Below are 16,276 nucleotides of genomic sequence, written 5' to 3' on the forward strand. Positions count from 1 at the left end.
ACGGGGCAGACCCATTTGTCCAAGGAACCGTGAACCAGCCATTTGCCGGAAATTTAAGGCGAATATGGGGCCGCGGCTCATTTTTCTGACACCCGCCTGCGGCCGTGGCTAGCCTGATAATGGCCTAGGACCTGCTCGGCGGCCTTTTGGAATAGGCCAAAGGAGGCGACTGCGGCCGTGACGGCGTCGGCCCGGAAAGCGCTGTCCGCGGCTTCCTTGTTGAGCAGGGCCACGAAGTCGCGCCAGAAGGGGCGGCCCCGGCCATGCGCCAGGAAGCGGGTGGCCCGGGGAATGAGGGGGTCGCCTGAATCCAGCGCCCGGCGCAACAGCACCTCGGCGCCCAGCCGTGATCCTTCCAGCACATACAGATGACCCAGGGCCTCCGCCCGGCTGCGGATGATCGGCGCTTCCACCAGCACCGCCGACAGGCGGTTGTCGGCATTCAGCGCTGCCAGGTCCGCCTCCAGCGCGTGGCGACGGCGCCGCTGTTGCCAGTCGGGTAGGATCAGTTCCACCCCTGCCGCCTCCAGGCTCAATTCAACGGCGCGCAATGCCGGGTGCTGGGCTTTCAGCAGATGGAAGTAGTCCGGCAGGTGGCTGACATCCAGCGTGGCGAATTGCCTGTCCAGGGTGGCGTGGCAGGCTGCCGTACCCATGCGCAGCACTGATCTCAGTAGCGTCACGCCCGCTCCTTCCTCCTCGTCGGACCTCAGCCAGTGACATATCGCGGCCCCCGTGGAAATCAATGGTGCCCATGTCGGGTGTGCCCACGTCGGCGGCACCGCTGGGGCCTGCCACCGCCCCCTTTCCGCCCGCCACGGAACCCTGCGCGGCATCCGGTGGTTGCTTTGGCTGTGACCTGGCAGCGAGCGAGGGCCCGAAGATGGAACGCAAGAAAGACCATGTCGTCCTGACCGCGCGGGAGGCGCGGGGGGCCACCCTGGGACGGCCGGTCTTGGCCGTCCTTCTGGTCAGCCTGGCCTTGGTGATCGTGGCCTTCGCGCTGGCTTGGTGGTTGGGCAAGTGGTGGTAAGGAAGGACCGGCGGCATCATGGCGCCCCAGGCGGACGTTCGCATCGGCATCTCCGGCTGGACCTACGCCCCCTGGCGTGGGGCCTTTTACCCGGAAGGCCTGCCCCAGCGCCGCGCGTTGGAATATGCCAGCGGCGTCTTCCGCAGCATCGAGATCAACGGCACCTTTTATGGGCTGCAGACGCCGGATGTGTTCGCCCGGTGGAATGAGGAGACGCCCGACGGCTTCGTCTTTGCGGTAAAGGCGCCACGCTATATCACGCATATCCGGCGGTTGAAGGATCCCGTGGCTCCGCTGGCCAACTTCCTGGCCTCCGGCCTGCTGCGGCTGGGGAATAAGCTGGGACCCCTGCTGTGGCAATTCCCGCCCAGCTTCAAATTCGATGCCCAACTGTTGGGCGACTTCCTGGCGCTGTTGCCTCACGACACGGAACACGCGGCCGACCTGGCCCACCGCCACGACGATAATCTCAAGGCCCGCGCCTGGATGCAATCCGGCCCTCACCGTCGGCTGCGTCATGCCGTGGAAATCCGCCACGAGAGTTTTCGCGATCCGGCCTTTATCGACCTGCTGCGCCAGCACAGCGTGGCGCTGGTCTGCGCCGACACGGTTGCATGGCCGCGCCTTATGGATTTGACGTCGGACTTCGTCTACTGCCGCCTGCACGGTTCCAGCGAACTATACCGCAGCGGTTACGGTACCGACGAATTGGACCGCTGGGCGCGGCGTGTAGCCGCCTGGGCCGGGGGGCGGCCGCTGGACGCCGGCGACTATGGGCGTGACGATTATGTCGAGCCGCCAACCGACCCGCACCCCTCACCGCGCGACGTCTTCCTCTACTTCGACAACACCGACAAGCTGCGGGCGCCCGATGACGCCCGCGCCTTGGTCGGCCGCTTGGACCATTGAGGGAGGGCGCCGTGGGCCGTGACATCCCCGATGACGAGGTGCTGGACCATCCATCGAAAGAGCCATCCAAGGGGCCGGATACGGTACGGCCATCGCGCGCGCAAATTCTGCCGCCCGCCTTCATGGAGCCAGCGCTGGCTACCTTGGTCGACACCCCGCCGGAGGGGCCGGATTGGCTGTTCGAGGCCAAGTTCGACGGCTACCGCGCGGTGGTGGCGGCTTCTGGGCAGGAGGTGCGCATTCACACCCGCTCAGGCCTTGATTGGACCGATCGCTTCCCCACCATCGTGCAGGCGCTGGCGGCGCTGGACCTGCCGCCGGTGCTGCTGGACGGGGAGATCGTTGCTTTGGATTCCCGGGGGATCAGCAGCTTCAACACCCTGCAGCACGCCATGAAGGACGATCAGGCGGCGCTGAATTACTACGTTTTCGATCTGCTGGCGGAAGCCGGGCGCGATTGGGGCGCCCGCCCGCTGGTGGCACGCAAGGCGCGTCTGGCCGCCTTGCTGGGGGAAACCGGCAAGACCGGCCCGGTCTTCTATACCGACCACGTGATGGGCGGTGGCGCCGCCTTGCTGGCCACCCTATGTGAACAGGGTTTCGAAGGCATCATCGCCAAGCGGGCGAGCGCCCCCTATCACCCGGGCCGGGGCCATGACTGGCTGAAGGTGAAGTGTGGCAACCGCCAGGAATTCGTCATCGTCGGCTGGTCGCCCTCCACCCATGGGCGGGCCTTCGCCTCCTTGCTGCTGGGCCTAAGGGAGGATGGTGCCTTGCGCTACGCCGGCCGGGTGGGCAGCGGCTTCGACGCCGACACCCAGGCGGGGCTGGAGGCGCGGTTGCACGCCCTGGGACGTAAGAGCCCGACGGTGGCAGTGGACAGCGTACCCCCCGCCATCGCCCGGGAGGCGCGCTGGGTGAAGCCCGAGTTGGTGGCGGAAATCGCCTTCGCCGGCTTCACCGCCGATCAACTGGTGCGGCAGGGCCGCTTCCTGGGGTTGCGCGGCGACAAGCCGGCCAAGGCCGTGGTGCTGGAAAAGGCGGAACCCGTGGGCCAGGCGGCGAAGGAAGCGGGCCCGCCCAAGGGTCAGGTCCCGCTGACCCATCCGGAGCGGGTGCTGGACCCCGTCTCCGGCCTGACTAAGCAGGACCTGGCCGACTATCTGGAAACGGTGGCATCGCGCATGTTGCCCTATGCCGCAGGCCGGCTGCTGAGCCTACTGCGCTGTCCCGAAGGAACAGGGCAGGCCTGCTTCTTCCAGCGCCATGCCGCTTCCGGCACGCCGGCCTGGTGGCGGCGCAAGGCGGTGAAGGAGAAGGATGGAAGACAGAGTGACTATTTTTACCTGACGGACGCGGCGGGGTTGCGGGCGGCGGCCCAGATGGGCGTGTTGGAGCTGCACCTATGGGGCAGCCAGGTGCGCAAGTTGGAATCCCCCGACCGGCTGGTATTCGACCTGGATCCCGACGTCAGCCTGCCCTTCGCCAAGGTCAAGGCGGCGGCGGTGGCCATGCGCGATGTCCTGGCGGCGCTGGATCTCGTCAGCTTCCCCCTGCTGACGGGCGGCAAGGGCGTGCATGTCGTGGCTCCGCTGGGTCCCGGCGCCGCCGGCGGGCGCCGCCAATGGCCGGTGGTGGCCGCCTTCGCGAAGGCCGTGGCGGAACAACTGGTGGAAGCCAACCCCGACGCCTACGTCGCCACCATGAGCAAGGCTCGGCGCCAGGGTCGCATTTTCATCGATCATTTCCGCAATACGCGGGGCTCCTCGGCCATTGCCCCCTACTCGACCCGGGCCAAGCCCGCGCGCGCCGGCGGCGGCACCCCCGTCGCTTGCCCGGTCAGCTGGGAGGAATTGGCCAAGGTGGAACGGGCGGATTTCTACACCACCGCCGATGCCCCCGCCCTGATGCGGCGCGCCGATCCCTGGGCCCGATATTTTGAGCTGGAGCAGGATTTGGGCGCCGCGGCCTGCCGCGTGCTGGGGGTGAAGGTGGGTGCGGGGGCCTACAACGGATGATCGCGCCTGGCTTCGCGGACCTTATCGGCTGGCTAGCGGCGCTGCTGCTGTTCCTGACCCTGGCGTGCCAGATTTGGACGCAGTGGCGCGAGCGCTCGACCAAGGGGGTGTCGCCCTGGCTGTTCACGGGGCAGATCGCCACCTCCATCGGCTTCGTCACCTATTCCTGGCTGCTGGGCAATTGGGTGTTCGTCACCACCAACGCTCTGATCCTGGCCACGGCTGTCGTGGGCCAGGGACTATATCTCAGCCAGCGCCGCGCGAAGGCGCCTGAGGCCGCCGAATGAGCGATGAGGCGGGCTTGGTCTATGTCAGCGACAGCGATCCCGGCATCCGGCGACGCAAGTCCGGGTCGGGCTTTCGCTATTGCCTGCCGGACGGCGCCACGGTGCGCGACCCGGTGTTGCGCGCCCGCATTAAGGCCCTGGTCATCCCGCCGGCCTGGACGGACGTCTGGATCTGTGCCGACGCCAACGGCCATTTGCAGGTCACCGGCCGTGATGCCAAGGGGCGCAAGCAGTACATGTACCATCCCGCCTTCCGCCAGGCGCGGGAGGGGGCCAAGTTCCACCACCTGATCGATTTCGCCCGGCGTCTGCCGTTGATCCGCGACCGTGTGGCCCGCGACCTCGCGCTGCCCGGCTTGCCACGCGACAAGGTGCTGGCGACCATCGTCCACCTGCTGGGGACGACGCTGATCCGCGTGGGCAACGCCGATTACGCCCGCGACAACCAGAGCTACGGCCTGACCACCCTGCGCGCCGCCCACGTCAGCGTGGAGAAGTCGTCCCTGCGCTTCGACTTCAAGGGCAAGAGCGGCAAGCTCTGGCGGCTGAAGGTGACCGACCGGCGGGTGGCCCGGATCGTCAAGGCCTGCCAGGAGCTGCCCGGGCAGCCCCTTTTCCAATATCTGGACGCTGACGGTAACCGGCGGGAGGTCAGTTCCGCTGATGTGAACGCCTACCTTCGCGAGGCGGCGGAGGGGAAGGGGGCCAAGCGTGAAGACGGGGTCACGGCCAAGGATTTCCGTACCTGGGCCGGCACGGTCATGATGGCCCTGGCGCTGAACGACAGCCCGCCGCCCACCAGCCCCACCCACGGCCGGCGCATGGTCACCGCCGCGTTGAAACAGGTGGCGGCTCGCTTGGGCAACACCGTCACCGTTTGCCGTCAATGCTATGTCCACCCGGTGATCATGGACGATTACCTGGCCGGCCGTTTCCGGTTGCGCCTGCGCCAGGACGGGCCGGCGGGGCTGTCCCCGGCGGAGGCCGCGGTGCTGACCGTGCTGCGCCGCGCGGAAAAGCGTCAGGACGCGGGGAACTTGAGCTGAGCCGGGCGGTTGGAGCGTGGACCGCCATCTCGCCAAAGCCGTCCCGACAAAGAGGAAGCCCATGTCCGACACCCGTTACGACGACACGCCCGTGCGCCCGGTGCCGCCGACGCCCAGCCCCACCCCGGACGCGGTGGCCCAGCCGGCGGCCAAACCCGCGATGCCCAGCGTGCCCTTCGTCGGCGGTGACACGGCCAAGCAGCGTGACTTGGCGGCGGATAACCAGGAGGCAGGGTCGGCGCTGACCACCAACCAGGGACTGAAGGTCAGCGACGACCAGAATTCGTTGCGCGCTGGGGCCCGGGGGCCGACGCTGATGGAAGACTTTCATCTGCGGGAGAAGATCACTCACTTCGACCACGAACGCATCCCGGAGCGGGTGGTGCACGCCCGGGGTGCCGCCGCCCACGGCATCTTCCAGGTCTATGAGCCGCTGACCGACCTCACCACCGCCGCGCCCTTCCAGGACCCGGCCAAGGAAACGCCGGTGTTCGTGCGCTTTTCCACCGTGGCGGGGTCGCGCGGGTCGGCCGACACGGTGCGCGACGTGCGCGGCTTCGCCGTCAAGTTCTATACGGAGGAGGGTGTCTGGGACTTGGTGGGCAACAACATGCCCGTCTTCTTCATCCAGGACGCCGTCAAGTTCCCCGACCTGATCCATGCGGTGAAGCCGGAACCGCATAACGAGATTCCGCAGGCCCAGTCGGCGCATGACACCTTCTGGGACTTCGTGTCGCTGACCCCGGAGTCCGCCCACATGCTGATGTGGGTGATGAGCGACCGGGCCATTCCCCGCAGCTACGCCACCATGGAGGGGTTCGGCGTCCACACCTTCCGCCTGGTGAATGCCGCGGGGAAGGCGCGCTTCGTCAAGTTCCACTGGAAACCGCTGAAGGGCGTTTTCAGCCAGGTGTGGGACGAGGCGCAGAAGACCGCCGGCAAAGATCCCGACTTCCATCGCCGCGACCTGTTCGACGCCATCGAGCGCGGCGATTTTCCGCAATGGGAACTGGGCCTGCAGGTCATCGAGGAGGAGGATGAGTTCAAGTACGGCGTCGACATCCTGGACCCCACCAAGATCATCCCGGAGGAGGAAGTGCCGGTGCGTCGGGTGGGCCTGATGACCCTGACGGCCAACCCTGGCAACTTCTTCGCCGAAACCGAACAGGTGGCCTTTCACGTCGGCCACGTCGTGCCGGGCATCGACTTCACCAACGATCCGCTGCTGCAGGGGCGCCTGTTCTCCTATCTCGATACCCAGCTGCGCCGTGTGGGCCCGAACTTCGCCGAGTTGCCCATCAACCGGCCGCTGCAGCGGGTGGACAACAACCAGCGCGACGGCATGGGCCGCCGGCAGATCAACCGGGGCCGCGTGGCCTATTTCCCCAATGGCCTTGCCCACGGCTGTCCCATGCATTCGCCGGAGGCCGCCGATGCCTTCCGCAGCTATGCCGAAAAGGTGGACGGCGCCAAGATTCGCGTGCGCAGTGACAGCTTCGGTGACCATTTCAGCCAGGCCACCCTGTTCTGGAACAGCATGACGGGGTGGGAGAAAGACCACATCGTCGCCGCCTTCTCCTTCGAGTTGAACCAGTGCACCGACATGGTGGTGCGCCAGCGGGTGATGGATGTGATCCTGAGCAATATCGCGCTGGAGTTGGCGCAGGGCGTGGCCGCGCGGACGGGCATTCCGTTGCCGGAGGCTCGGACGCATTCGGCGGTCGCGGGCCAGACCGGCGCCGATCTTCCCAATGCCGGTCTTAGGGTCGGCCGGTCACCTGCGCTCAGCATGGACCGGTTGGCGGAAGATATCCGGGGTCGCAAGGTGGCGGTGCTGGTGGACAAGGGCGTCAGCGCCGAACAGCTGACCATCATCCAGGAGACGCTGATGGATGAGGAGGCGATCGTGGAGGTGGTGGCCCCCACCGCCGGCACGGTGCAGGGCGCTGATGGCGTCCTCGTGCCCGTCACGCGCGCCGCGCCCAACGCCCCGTCGGTGGTTTATGACGCGGTGATCGTGCCGGGTGGGGTGGACACCAGCGCCCTACAGGCCAGCGGTCTGTTCCGCCATTTCCTCAACGAGGCCTTCCTGCATGGCAAGCCCATCGCCGCCATCGGCACGGGCGAACAGGTATTGGCAGCCGCCAACCTGCCCACCGTGCTGAAAGAGGAGGGGGTCATCATCGGCGAGACATTGGAGGACACGCTGACCTTGTTCGTCGAGGCCATGCGCCGCCACCGTTTTCCCCAGCGGAACGTGGCGCCGGTGCCCGCCTGAGGCGCCTAGCCGCTCACGCGCTGCGCATCCGCGCGGCCCCGGCGGATATAAGGTAGCGCGAATAGGTAGAGGCCGGAGGCCAGCAGCAGGATCAGCGGGACCAGGGCCAGCAGTCCGACCCAGGCGGCCGGTTGCCGGCCCCCGCCCATGACCGCCATATAGATGATGACGCCACCGGTGAAGGCGATGGAAAGCCAGCGATGAAGCTGGCGGATGCTTGTGGCCCAGTTCATTGGAAAAGCCTCCCTAGTTCCCGTCGGGCTGGGATTTCAGACGGGAATGCCGGCCAGGATCTGCTCCAGCTTGGCCAGGAACTGGGTCCAGCCGTATTGGGCGCCGCGATAGGCTTGGTCCTGGTCTGCACGGAAACCGACCTGTTCCATGCGCAGGTGGGTACCTGTAGGCGACGGTGTTAGGGTCCAGGTGACGACGCTGTCCAGCCCCATGGCCGCCCAGCTGTAGGACAGGGTACGCTGCTGTTCCACCTCCAGCACCGTGCAATCCACGGAACCCCAGTCGCCCCTGAAGTCGAAGCGGTGACCCACCGTGGGCTGGAAATCGTTCTTCATCAGCCATTCCGCCAGTAGGTGCGGCTGGGTCAGGGCGCGCCAGATTTTCTCCGGCGGATACGGCACCTCGCGCTCGATGATGACGGAACGTGTTTCGGCGGCGGTCGCAGGGGCGGTCATTGATCCATCCTTTTCAGCAAATCTTCCAGGGCGTCGAAGCGGGCGTCCCAAAAGCTGGCCATCTGCTGGGTCCAGTCGGCCAGCGGGGCCAGGGCCTTGGGTTGTGCGCTGTAATGGGTTTGGCGGCCTTCCGGCCGGTCACGCACCAGGCCGGCCTGTTTCAGCGCGGCTAGATGCTTGGAGACGGCGGGTTGGGAAACGCCGGCATGTGCCGTCAACGCCGCCACGGTCTGTTCCCCCCGCCGGCACAATTGCTCAAAAATTCCCCGGCGGGTCGGGTCGGCCAGCGTCCGGAACAGGAGGTCGGGGTCTCGGGGCATAGATTCATAACCAGTCAGTTATGAATTAATCCATAGCTGATCGGTTATGAATGAGTCAAGAGCGAAACGCGGCTTGGCTTGGCCGCCGTGTCAGTGCTTGCGGTTTTTCTGATGCAGCTTATCGACTAGGTCCAACAGGTGTTGGGGCACGGGTTCCGCCGCCTCATCCTCGAACATCTCGCGCAGGCCCCGGTCAAGCACGGTTTGCGGGCCAGGCGGCATCGGACGGGTGCTGGCCGTCAGCAGCGATCGCTTGCCATTCGGGGCCTTCGGCTGCTTGGTCATGACGGATCCCCTGGATGCGGCCCTGGTGATTGGGCCTTGTTTGGGCCGGCGCGCCCTGGCGCCCGCATGTCCCCCGACAGCTGGAACAACTTTCGTGATCAAAGGCTACGCCGCCGGTGCAGTCAGCTTAATGGAGCCGCCTGCGGCCAGCCACCCCTTGGAGCGTGTTTTATTGCAAGCCGGCGCCCCAGCCGCCGGGAGGGGCGTCGGCGGGATGACGGAGGGAAGCGTGTGCATGCGGCGGCATATCGCCCGCCTGAGGAAGCCGGATGGTCATGTCGTCCTCCAGCATGAGCACGCCCGACCGCAGGCCGTCACGGAAAGCCTGGCGGGCCAGCTTGATCTGGTGTTCCACCTCGTCCAGCGGCAGGCCCAGAATCCGGGCGGTCTCATCGGCGGTGAAGCCTTCCACCGCGGTCAACAGCAATGCCTCGCGCCGTTCGCACGGCAGGGTGCGCAACAGGGCGCCAGGGCCCATGGTTTCGGGCACGGGGCCTTCGTCCCCCAACTCAAGATGCCCACCGGCATAGATGCAGTGGAACAGACGGAACAGCGTGCCGCGGTCGGCGTCCGGCCCCAGGATGCCCACGCCGTCCTGCACCAGCGTTTCCAATACCATGCGGACGTAGGCGTCGCCGCTGATGGCGCTGCCGGTCAATGCCCGGGCATAGCGGCGCAAACAGGGTAGCTGTTCGGTGATGAGGTCGGCGGGGGCGCTGCGGTGTGCCGGCATGATCTGCGTCGCTCCTCTCTATCTGGCTATCTGGTTTCCGAACCTGCCGACCGGCGCGAAAGTTTCCTTGGTCTTGGAAACTTTCGATGCACGTTTTCGCGCTAGGGCGCATGCCATAATGAATTCGTTTGGTATAGGCGGTTCCGCATACGACATATACGTGTTCGTGGCACAATAGAGACGTGTAGCCCCTCCCGGAAAATCCGAACACGACTCAGTTTTATGGGTCTATGCTTTCACCGCGTGCCGCAGAAAGCGCCGCGATAATCTCGAATCGACCTGAAGACCTCATCCATCCGATTCTCGAGGATCCCGTTTTCCTTGAGAGAATCTTGATACGGGGCACGTTATGCCATCTGATTTACTATCGACGGATCTGCCGGCGGGTGCGCTGAACGCCGACACGCGAAACACGGATGCGCGACAGCCGGAATTTCGTGACGAGGTGTTGCGCCTGTTGCCAGCGCTGCGCGCCTTCGCCCGGTCGCTCACCGGCAATACCGCCGACACCGACGACCTGGTCCAGGATTGCGTGGTGCGCGCCTGGTCGCATGCCGACCAGTTCACGCCCGGCACGAACCTGCGCGCCTGGCTGTTCACCATCCTGCGTAACCGCCACTATTCCATTGCCAAGCGCCGCCAACGCGAAGTGGCCGATCCGGACGGCTTTCACACCGGCCGCCTGATGATGGAGCCTGCGCAGGAATGGGGTATCACCGGGCGTGAGCTGAAGGTGGCTCTGGCCGCCCTGCCGGAAGACCAGCGGGAGGCGCTGATCCTGGTGGGTGGTGCTGGCGTCAGCTATGAAGAGGCGGCGGAGATCTGCGGCTGCGCCCTGGGCACCATCAAAAGCCGCGTGAACCGGGCCCGCACCAAGCTGGCCGGCCTGATGGGTCTGCCCAATCGCGTCGTCGCCCTGGGCGCCACCACGTTGCCGGCCGGTGCCGATGCGACCTCCACGACCCAGTGGACGCGGCATTAGAGAACCTGCGGCACCGGTGCCGCGGAACCAGGACGCGCCCGCGCCGTTCCCTAGCCGAAGCCGACCCCCATCCGAGCCCTTCCATCCCAGCCGGGACGCCGCGCCATGCCTGACCGCTCCCAATCCGGCACTGTGAACCGCCGCCATTTCCTGGCCGCCGTCGGCGGGGCCGCGGCGGGTGGGGCCGCCACCTTGCCAAGCCCCGGGGACGCGGCAACCGCGCTGGCGGCTGAGGCGGCCGAAGCCCGTGATCCCCGCGCGCTCCACACCGTCACCCTCACAGTCAACGGCCAGGATCACCGGTTGAGCCTGGACGCCCGTGCCAGCTTGCTCGACACATTGCGTGACCGGCTGGGCCTGACGGGCACCAAGAAGGGCTGTGATCACGGCCAGTGTGGCGCCTGCACCGTGCTGGTGGATGGTCGTCGGGAATTGTCCTGTCTGCGGCTGGCGGTCATGGCCCAGGGGCACCAGGTGACCACCATCGAGGGCTTGGCGCCGGCGCCCGATACCCTGCACCCCATGCAACAGGCCTTCATCGACCAGGACGCCTTCCAGTGCGGGTATTGCACGCCGGGACAAATCCTGTCGGCCGTCGCCTGCGTCAAGGAGGGGCATGCCGGCGATGACGACCAGATACGGGAATACATGAGCGGCAACGTCTGCCGCTGCGCCGCCTATCCCAACATCATCGCCGCCATTCGCCAGGCGAAGACCGAGATGGAGGCGTAGCGACATGCAGCCTTTCCTGTTCGATCGCGCCGACAGCGTGACCGAGGCCCTGCGCGCCGCTCCCGACGCCACCGTCGTCGCCGGCGGAACCAACCTGGTCGACTACATGCGCCTGGGCGTCGTGTCGCCCAAGCACCTGGTGGACATCAACGGCCTGAGCCAAGAGACGGCGGCGCTGGGCCGTATCACCCTGGATCATCAAGGCTTGCGCCTCGGCGCCCTGGTCCGCATGGCGGAGGCGGAGGATCATCCCGGCATCCGCGCCCGCTATCCCGTGCTGGCCGACAGCTTGGCCCTGGCCGCCAGCCGGCAGATCCGCACCATGGCCAGCCTCGGCGGCAACCTTTTGCAACGCACCCGCTGCGAGTATTTCCGCGAGGCGTCCTGGCCCTGCAACAAACGCCGGCCCGGGTCCGGCTGCGCCGCGCTGGACGGCCTGAACCGCCAGCACGCCGTGCTGGGCACCAGCGACGCCTGCATCGCGACATATCCGGGTGACATGGCCCAGGCCCTGCTGGTCCTGGATGCCCAGGTGGAGCTGACGGGCCCGCGCGGCGTCCGCCTGGTGCCGGTGGCCAAGGTCCATCGCCAGCCGGGAACCACACCCTACCTTGAAACGACGCTGGCCCCGGATGAGCTGATCACCGCTTTGGTGGTGCCTGCCAGCCCCTGGTCTTGGCGGTCGCGCTACGTCAAGGTGCGCGACCGGCGCTCCTACGCCTTCGCCTTGGCATCGGCGGCCGTGGCGCTGGACCTGGAAAGTGGCCGCGTGAAACAGGCGCGCATCGCGCTGGGCGGTGTCGCCACCGTGCCATGGCGGGCCGAGGCGGCGGAGGCCGCTCTGGTGGGCAAACCCTTGGATGAGGGTGCTGCCCGCGTCGCCGCCGATGCCGCTTTCGCCGGCGCCCGCACCCGTGCGCACAATGCCTTCAAGGTGCCCCTGGGCCAGGAGGTGCTGGTGCAGGCGCTGCTGCAGGCCGGCGCGCTTCAACCGCCACCGCCGACATCGCGAAACGGGGTGACCCATGCCTGACGCCGTGCCGCCGCGCCCTGGGAAGCCGTCCCCTGGGGAACCGTCCCGGGAGAACATGGGCGCACCCGTCGCCCGCATCGATGGCCGGCTGAAGGTGACGGGTCAGGCCCGCTATCCGGCTGATACCCCCCTGCACAACCTGGCCCACGCCGTGATGGTGACCAGTACCATCGCCCGCGGCCGCATCCGCAGCCTGGATACCACCGCGGCGGCGGCCGTTCCCGGCGTGCTGCTGGTGCTGACGCGGGACCGGGCGCAAGGCCAGCTGACCGCGCCCAAGTTCGGCACCGGCGGCAGCACCTCCATCCAGCCGCTGAATGAGGAGCGGATTTGGCACGATGGCCAGATGTTGGCCATCGTCGTGGCCGAGACGCAGGAGGCTGCGCAGGAGGCGGCGGATCTGGTGGCTGTCACCTACGATCACGACACGCCCAGCGCCGGCTTCGACACCAGCGGCGTGGAGATCGTGGCTGGCGCCGGCGCCAGCCCGATGTATCCGGAGGACCCCAAGGCGGGCGATTTCGATACGGCATTCAAGGCGGCGCCGGTGGTGCTGGACGCGACCTACAACACCGCCGCGCAGCATCACAATCCCATGGAATTGTTCTCGACCACGGCGGAATGGAACAATGGGCGGCTGACGGTGTACGAGCCCAGCCAGTTCGTGGCGGGATGGCGGGCGCAACTGGCCAAGCAGCTGGACATGGATGCGGCCAACATCCGCGTGGTCAGCGAATACATCGGCGGTGCCTTCGGCTCCAAGGGGCCCATGACGCCGCGCACCGCCGCCGTGGCCCTGGCGGCCAAGCTGGTGCAGCGGCCGGTGCGGTGCGTCTGCACCCGGGCCCAGGGCTACACCACCGCCACCTTTCGGGCGGAGACGCGCCAGCGCATCCGGATGGGTGCCGGCCGCGACGGCAAGATCCGCGCCTTCAGCCATGAGGGCTGGGAGCTGACGTCGCGCCCCGACGATTATGTCGTGGGCGGTACCGAGACCACGGCGCGCCTGTACGCCTATGGCGCCGTGCACACCAAGGTGCAGTTGGTGAAGGCCGACCGCAACACGCCGGGCTACATGCGTTCCCCGCCGGAGACGCCCTACGTCTTCGGGCTGGAGTGCGCCATGGACGAGATGGCGGAGAAGCTGGGACTGGACCCGGTGGAATTCCGGCGCGTCAACGATACCCAGGCCGACCCGGTCAGCGGCAAGCGCTACACCAGCCGGTCCCTGATGCGGTGCTATGACGAGGCGGCCGCCGCCTTCGGATGGCAGCGCCGCCTGGATGCCGGCGTATGGAAGACGGGCGCGATGCGGGATGGCGATTGGCTGGTGGGCCTGGGTTGCGCCACCGCCGTCTATCCCACCCAGGTGGCACCCTGCGCCGCGCGGGTGCGCCTGACGGCCGACGGCAAGGCGCTGGTGCAAACGGCGGCGCACGAAATCGGCACGGGCGTGCGCACCGTCGCCGCCCAGACCGCCGCGCAGGCGCTGGGCCTGAGCGTCGAGGACGTGACGGTGGAGATGGGCGACAGCGCCCTGCCGGCGGGCCCCGTCGCCGGCGGGTCGGTCAGCACGGCCAGCGTCTGCTCCGCCGTGCTGAAGGCCTGCGGCGGCATTCGCGACAAGCTCTACCGGGCGGCGACCATCAACAGCGGCCCTCCCGCCACGCCGGAAAGCTTCACCCTGCGCGATGGTATGGCCGTGCTGGACAGCGGCCGGTCGGCACCGCTGAGCGCTCTGTTCCAGAAGCTGGGCACGACACAGCTGGAGGACTATGCCGAGTTCGCGCCCGAAGGCTCGGCCCCCGGGGCGGTTGAACAGCTGCGACAGGGCAATCCCGGCATCATGGGCGGGGCCAAGGGCCCGGTGCTGATGTACGCCTTCGGGGCGGAGTTCGTGGAGGTGCGGGTGCACGCCCGCACGGGCGAGATCCGGGTGCCGCGCATGGTGGGCGCCTTCGCCGCTGGCCGCATCATGAACCCGCGCACCGCCCGCAGCCAGCTGCTGGGCGGCATGATCTGGGGCCTGGGCGCCGCGCTGCATGAGATGACGGAAATCGATCCGCGCCGTGCCCGCACCGTCAATCGGGACCTGCAGGATTACCTGGTGCCGGTGAACGCGGATGTGGAGGGGGTGGAGGTCATCCTGGTGCCGGAAACCGATACCGAGGTGAATCCGGCCGGCGTGAAGGGCCTGGGTGAACTGGGCAATGTCGGTACCTCCTCCGCCATCGCCAGCGCCATCTACCATGCCACGGGCCGGCGTCTGCGCGACATTCCCATGCGCCTGGACAAGCTGCTTCAGTTGCAGCAGACATGAACTTTCGGAACAAAAACGTGCAGATCCGTGTTCAAGGCAGTGGACGGGGAATCCCGCCCGCATGCGGAGGATACGGCCATGGGCATGTTCACCAAGGACATCGAAACGCTGCACGATTTGTTCGTGTACCAGTTGAAGGACATTTACTACGCCGAGCGTCGCATCGCGAGAGCACTGCCCAAGATGGCCGCGCGCGCGGCAGACCTTGAGCTGCGGCACGGTTTCGAGACGCACGCGCGTGAAACCCAGGAGCAGATCGCGAGGCTGGAGCAGGTATTCCAGATGCATGGCGCGGTACCGGAGATCGCCAAGTGTCCCTCCATCGACTGTATCATCGATGAGACCGACGACGTGGTGGGGGAGGTGGCGGACAAGGGTGTCCTGGACGCCGCCCTTGTCGCCGCCGCCCAATCGGTCGAGCATTACGAGATCGCGCGGTATGGCACCTTGGTCGCCTGGGCCCAGATGCTGGGCCGGGCGGACAGCGCCGAGCTGTTGCGCCTCAGCCTGGATGAGGAAAAGGCCACGGACGAGTGGCTGACCATGCTGGCCAAGACGCGGCTGAACCGCGCCGCCGCCTGATGCCCTATCAGTGCTTAGCCGTTAACGCCTGGGGCATTTATGAGGCGGACGATCCCCACCGGGAACCACGGGCAGCTTTCAATTGTTGTTCAAACGGTTAGCAAAACCGCCTTGCAACAACCGGGCGGCCCGCCCAGGCGCCCTGCGCCCTCTGGGAAAAGCGGCCCGCCCCAATTGGAGGAGTTACCATGAAACGCGCCAATCTGTTCCTGGCCGCCGCCCTGGGTGTGTCGGCGCTGGGCACCGCCGTTGTCCTGCCTGCCGCCCCGACCCTGGCGCAGGGCACCACCCAGCGCATCGCCACCACCAAGGTGGATGTGGCGACCGTGGCCACCGGCCACCGTTCGTCCAAGATCGTGGGCGCCAAGGTGGTGAACGACCAGAACGACACCGTCGGTACGGTCGATGACCTGATCATCTCGCCCAAGGACAGCGTGCCCTACGCCATCCTGTCAGTGGGCGGTTTCCTGGGTGTGGGCGACCGTCTGGTGGCCATCCCTTACAGCGCCCTGCAGATCACCGATGATAAGATCGAACTGCCGGGCGGCAACAAGGATGCGCTGAAGAACCAGCCGGCGTTCCACTACGCCAAGAGCTGAGGACGCCTGCTGTCCTAGGCCGAGAAGACCCGCGGGGAGGGGGCGTCCCTTCCCGCGGGTCTTTTCCTGTTCAGCGCCGGCGGCTGGCAAAGATGAAGCCCAGCACCACGCCAAAGGCGGTGTAGGCCACGGGCGCGCTGGTCAGCAGATCGGTCAGCCTCGTACCCGACGGGCGCTGGGCCTGCTTGGGTGGGGGTGGGGCCTCGCCCGTGCCGTGATAGGCGCCGTGGGCCAGCTGCTCCAGTTTGGTGCGGGGGTGGGGACGGGGTGGTTCAGGAGTGGGTGGCGGCGGCACAAAAGAAGCCATGGGGTTCCTCCTCGGTCACTGATCGAAGGGCGTTTTCCGCCCGTCTTGAATTAAGGGAACCGCTGCCCCATCCGCCCTGTTCCGTGCCGCCCGCATTTCGACGGGAACCAATACGGGGCTGGA

Annotated in this window: 19 protein-coding genes; 12 read left to right on the forward strand and 7 right to left on the reverse strand. The window is 67.1% G+C overall.

From position 1 onward, the window contains the following. Positions 1-77 precede the first annotated feature (77 nt). Positions 78-683, reverse strand: a complete 606-nt coding sequence (locus tag FBZ87_RS25580; protein WP_186454977.1) for a biliverdin-producing heme oxygenase — start codon at positions 681-683, stop codon at positions 78-80. 200 nt (positions 684-883) lie between these two features. Here FBZ87_RS25580 and FBZ87_RS29365 point away from each other — a divergent pair, with 200 nt between their 5' ends. The 6 genes from FBZ87_RS29365 to FBZ87_RS25605 all read left to right on the forward strand — a co-directional run bounded on the left by FBZ87_RS29365 (position 884) and on the right by FBZ87_RS25605 (position 7,571). Next, complete coding sequence (locus tag FBZ87_RS29365) at positions 884-1,033, forward strand: hypothetical protein (protein ID WP_157999499.1); 150 nt, start codon at positions 884-886, stop codon at positions 1,031-1,033. A gap of 18 nt (positions 1,034-1,051) precedes the next feature. Continuing rightward, on the forward strand, positions 1,052-1,942 hold the full coding sequence (locus FBZ87_RS25585; RefSeq protein ID WP_145613413.1) for a DUF72 domain-containing protein: 891 nt from the start codon (positions 1,052-1,054) through the stop codon (positions 1,940-1,942). Positions 1,943-1,953: 11 nt separating this feature from the next. Then, positions 1,954-3,960, forward strand: a complete 2,007-nt coding sequence (gene ligD / locus FBZ87_RS25590; protein ID WP_145613414.1) for a DNA ligase D — start codon at positions 1,954-1,956, stop codon at positions 3,958-3,960. After that, complete coding sequence (locus tag FBZ87_RS25595) at positions 3,957-4,247, forward strand: PQ-loop domain-containing transporter (protein WP_145613415.1); 291 nt, start codon at positions 3,957-3,959, stop codon at positions 4,245-4,247. The genes ligD and FBZ87_RS25595 overlap by 4 nt, the downstream gene beginning before the upstream one ends. Further along, entirely contained in the window at positions 4,244-5,293 is a 1,050-nt protein-coding gene (locus FBZ87_RS25600; protein ID WP_145613416.1) for a DNA topoisomerase IB, read from the forward strand. The genes FBZ87_RS25595 and FBZ87_RS25600 overlap by 4 nt, the downstream gene beginning before the upstream one ends. Before the next feature lie 61 nt (positions 5,294-5,354). Next, positions 5,355-7,571, forward strand: coding sequence for a catalase (locus tag FBZ87_RS25605; protein WP_246134601.1), 2,217 nt, complete (start codon positions 5,355-5,357; stop codon positions 7,569-7,571). Between the two features lie 5 nt (positions 7,572-7,576). Here the strand turns inward: FBZ87_RS25605 and FBZ87_RS25610 are convergent, their stop codons facing one another. From FBZ87_RS25610 to FBZ87_RS25630, 5 genes are all read right to left on the reverse strand, one after another. After that, positions 7,577-7,804, reverse strand: coding sequence for a hypothetical protein (locus tag FBZ87_RS25610; protein ID WP_145613417.1), 228 nt, complete (start codon positions 7,802-7,804; stop codon positions 7,577-7,579). A gap of 36 nt (positions 7,805-7,840) precedes the next feature. Beyond that, positions 7,841-8,260 carry an SRPBCC family protein gene (locus tag FBZ87_RS25615; RefSeq protein ID WP_145613418.1) on the reverse strand — a complete coding sequence of 140 codons (420 nt, stop codon included), beginning with the start codon at positions 8,258-8,260 and terminating at the stop codon, positions 7,841-7,843. Then, positions 8,257-8,580 (reverse strand): ArsR/SmtB family transcription factor, encoded by a 324-nt coding sequence (locus FBZ87_RS25620; protein ID WP_145613419.1) that lies wholly within the window; start codon positions 8,578-8,580, stop codon positions 8,257-8,259. The genes FBZ87_RS25615 and FBZ87_RS25620 overlap by 4 nt, the downstream gene beginning before the upstream one ends. A 90-nt stretch (positions 8,581-8,670) precedes the next feature. Continuing rightward, entirely contained in the window at positions 8,671-8,865 is a 195-nt protein-coding gene (locus FBZ87_RS25625) for a NepR family anti-sigma factor (RefSeq protein WP_088875491.1), read from the reverse strand. Between the two features lie 169 nt (positions 8,866-9,034). Next, entirely contained in the window at positions 9,035-9,598 is a 564-nt protein-coding gene (locus FBZ87_RS25630; RefSeq protein ID WP_145613420.1) for a sigma factor-like helix-turn-helix DNA-binding protein, read from the reverse strand. Between the two features lie 349 nt (positions 9,599-9,947). Between FBZ87_RS25630 and FBZ87_RS25635 the strand changes: the two genes are divergently transcribed. The 6 genes from FBZ87_RS25635 (at position 9,948) to FBZ87_RS25660 (ending at position 15,846) form a co-directional block, all read left to right on the forward strand. Continuing rightward, positions 9,948-10,580, forward strand: coding sequence for a sigma-70 family RNA polymerase sigma factor (locus tag FBZ87_RS25635; RefSeq protein ID WP_145613421.1), 633 nt, complete (start codon positions 9,948-9,950; stop codon positions 10,578-10,580). Positions 10,581-10,685: 105 nt separating this feature from the next. After that, on the forward strand, positions 10,686-11,312 hold the full coding sequence (locus FBZ87_RS25640) for a (2Fe-2S)-binding protein (RefSeq protein ID WP_145613422.1): 627 nt from the start codon (positions 10,686-10,688) through the stop codon (positions 11,310-11,312). Positions 11,313-11,316: 4 nt separating this feature from the next. After that, positions 11,317-12,345 carry an FAD binding domain-containing protein gene (locus FBZ87_RS25645; RefSeq protein ID WP_145613423.1) on the forward strand — a complete coding sequence of 343 codons (1,029 nt, stop codon included), beginning with the start codon at positions 11,317-11,319 and terminating at the stop codon, positions 12,343-12,345. 55 nt (positions 12,346-12,400) lie between these two features. Continuing rightward, positions 12,401-14,665: a xanthine dehydrogenase family protein molybdopterin-binding subunit gene (locus FBZ87_RS25650; protein ID WP_246134602.1), complete on the forward strand. Its 2,265-nt coding sequence runs from the start codon at positions 12,401-12,403 to the stop codon at positions 14,663-14,665. Positions 14,666-14,743: 78 nt separating this feature from the next. Then, positions 14,744-15,247, forward strand: a complete 504-nt coding sequence (locus FBZ87_RS25655) for a YciE/YciF ferroxidase family protein (protein ID WP_145613425.1) — start codon at positions 14,744-14,746, stop codon at positions 15,245-15,247. A gap of 188 nt (positions 15,248-15,435) precedes the next feature. Continuing rightward, entirely contained in the window at positions 15,436-15,846 is a 411-nt protein-coding gene (locus FBZ87_RS25660) for a PRC-barrel domain-containing protein (protein WP_145613426.1), read from the forward strand. Between the two features lie 70 nt (positions 15,847-15,916). On the opposite strand, the gene FBZ87_RS25665 is transcribed toward FBZ87_RS25660, so the two are convergent. After that, a complete protein-coding gene (locus FBZ87_RS25665) occupies positions 15,917-16,153 on the reverse strand; it encodes a hypothetical protein (protein WP_145613427.1) in 237 nt (78 codons plus the stop codon). Positions 16,154-16,276: the final 123 nt, after the last annotated feature.

This window comes from Nitrospirillum amazonense (assembly GCF_007828035.1).
Lineage (GTDB): Bacteria > Pseudomonadota > Alphaproteobacteria > Azospirillales > Azospirillaceae > Nitrospirillum > Nitrospirillum amazonense.

Excerpts from the sequence above, each read along its gene's own strand:
- FBZ87_RS29365 (WP_157999499.1), top strand. The coding sequence starts at position 884 with ATGGAACGCAAGAAAGACCATGTCGTCCTGACCGCGCGGGAGGCGCGG.
- FBZ87_RS25585 (WP_145613413.1), top strand. The coding sequence starts at position 1,052 with ATGGCGCCCCAGGCGGACGTTCGCATCGGCATCTCCGGCTGGACCTAC.
- FBZ87_RS25595 (WP_145613415.1), top strand. The coding sequence starts at position 3,957 with ATGATCGCGCCTGGCTTCGCGGACCTTATCGGCTGGCTAGCGGCGCTG.
- FBZ87_RS25600 (WP_145613416.1), top strand. The coding sequence starts at position 4,244 with ATGAGCGATGAGGCGGGCTTGGTCTATGTCAGCGACAGCGATCCCGGC.
- FBZ87_RS25605 (WP_246134601.1), top strand. The coding sequence starts at position 5,355 with ATGTCCGACACCCGTTACGACGACACGCCCGTGCGCCCGGTGCCGCCG.
- FBZ87_RS25610 (WP_145613417.1), bottom strand. The coding sequence starts at position 7,804 with ATGAACTGGGCCACAAGCATCCGCCAGCTTCATCGCTGGCTTTCCATC.
- FBZ87_RS25615 (WP_145613418.1), bottom strand. The coding sequence starts at position 8,260 with ATGACCGCCCCTGCGACCGCCGCCGAAACACGTTCCGTCATCATCGAG.
- FBZ87_RS25620 (WP_145613419.1), bottom strand. The coding sequence starts at position 8,580 with ATGCCCCGAGACCCCGACCTCCTGTTCCGGACGCTGGCCGACCCGACC.
- FBZ87_RS25625 (WP_088875491.1), bottom strand. The coding sequence starts at position 8,865 with ATGACCAAGCAGCCGAAGGCCCCGAATGGCAAGCGATCGCTGCTGACG.
- FBZ87_RS25630 (WP_145613420.1), bottom strand. The coding sequence starts at position 9,598 with ATGCCGGCACACCGCAGCGCCCCCGCCGACCTCATCACCGAACAGCTA.
- FBZ87_RS25635 (WP_145613421.1), top strand. The coding sequence starts at position 9,948 with ATGCCATCTGATTTACTATCGACGGATCTGCCGGCGGGTGCGCTGAAC.
- FBZ87_RS25640 (WP_145613422.1), top strand. The coding sequence starts at position 10,686 with ATGCCTGACCGCTCCCAATCCGGCACTGTGAACCGCCGCCATTTCCTG.
- FBZ87_RS25645 (WP_145613423.1), top strand. The coding sequence starts at position 11,317 with ATGCAGCCTTTCCTGTTCGATCGCGCCGACAGCGTGACCGAGGCCCTG.
- FBZ87_RS25650 (WP_246134602.1), top strand. The coding sequence starts at position 12,401 with ATGGGCGCACCCGTCGCCCGCATCGATGGCCGGCTGAAGGTGACGGGT.
- FBZ87_RS25655 (WP_145613425.1), top strand. The coding sequence starts at position 14,744 with ATGGGCATGTTCACCAAGGACATCGAAACGCTGCACGATTTGTTCGTG.
- FBZ87_RS25660 (WP_145613426.1), top strand. The coding sequence starts at position 15,436 with ATGAAACGCGCCAATCTGTTCCTGGCCGCCGCCCTGGGTGTGTCGGCG.
- FBZ87_RS25665 (WP_145613427.1), bottom strand. The coding sequence starts at position 16,153 with ATGGCTTCTTTTGTGCCGCCGCCACCCACTCCTGAACCACCCCGTCCC.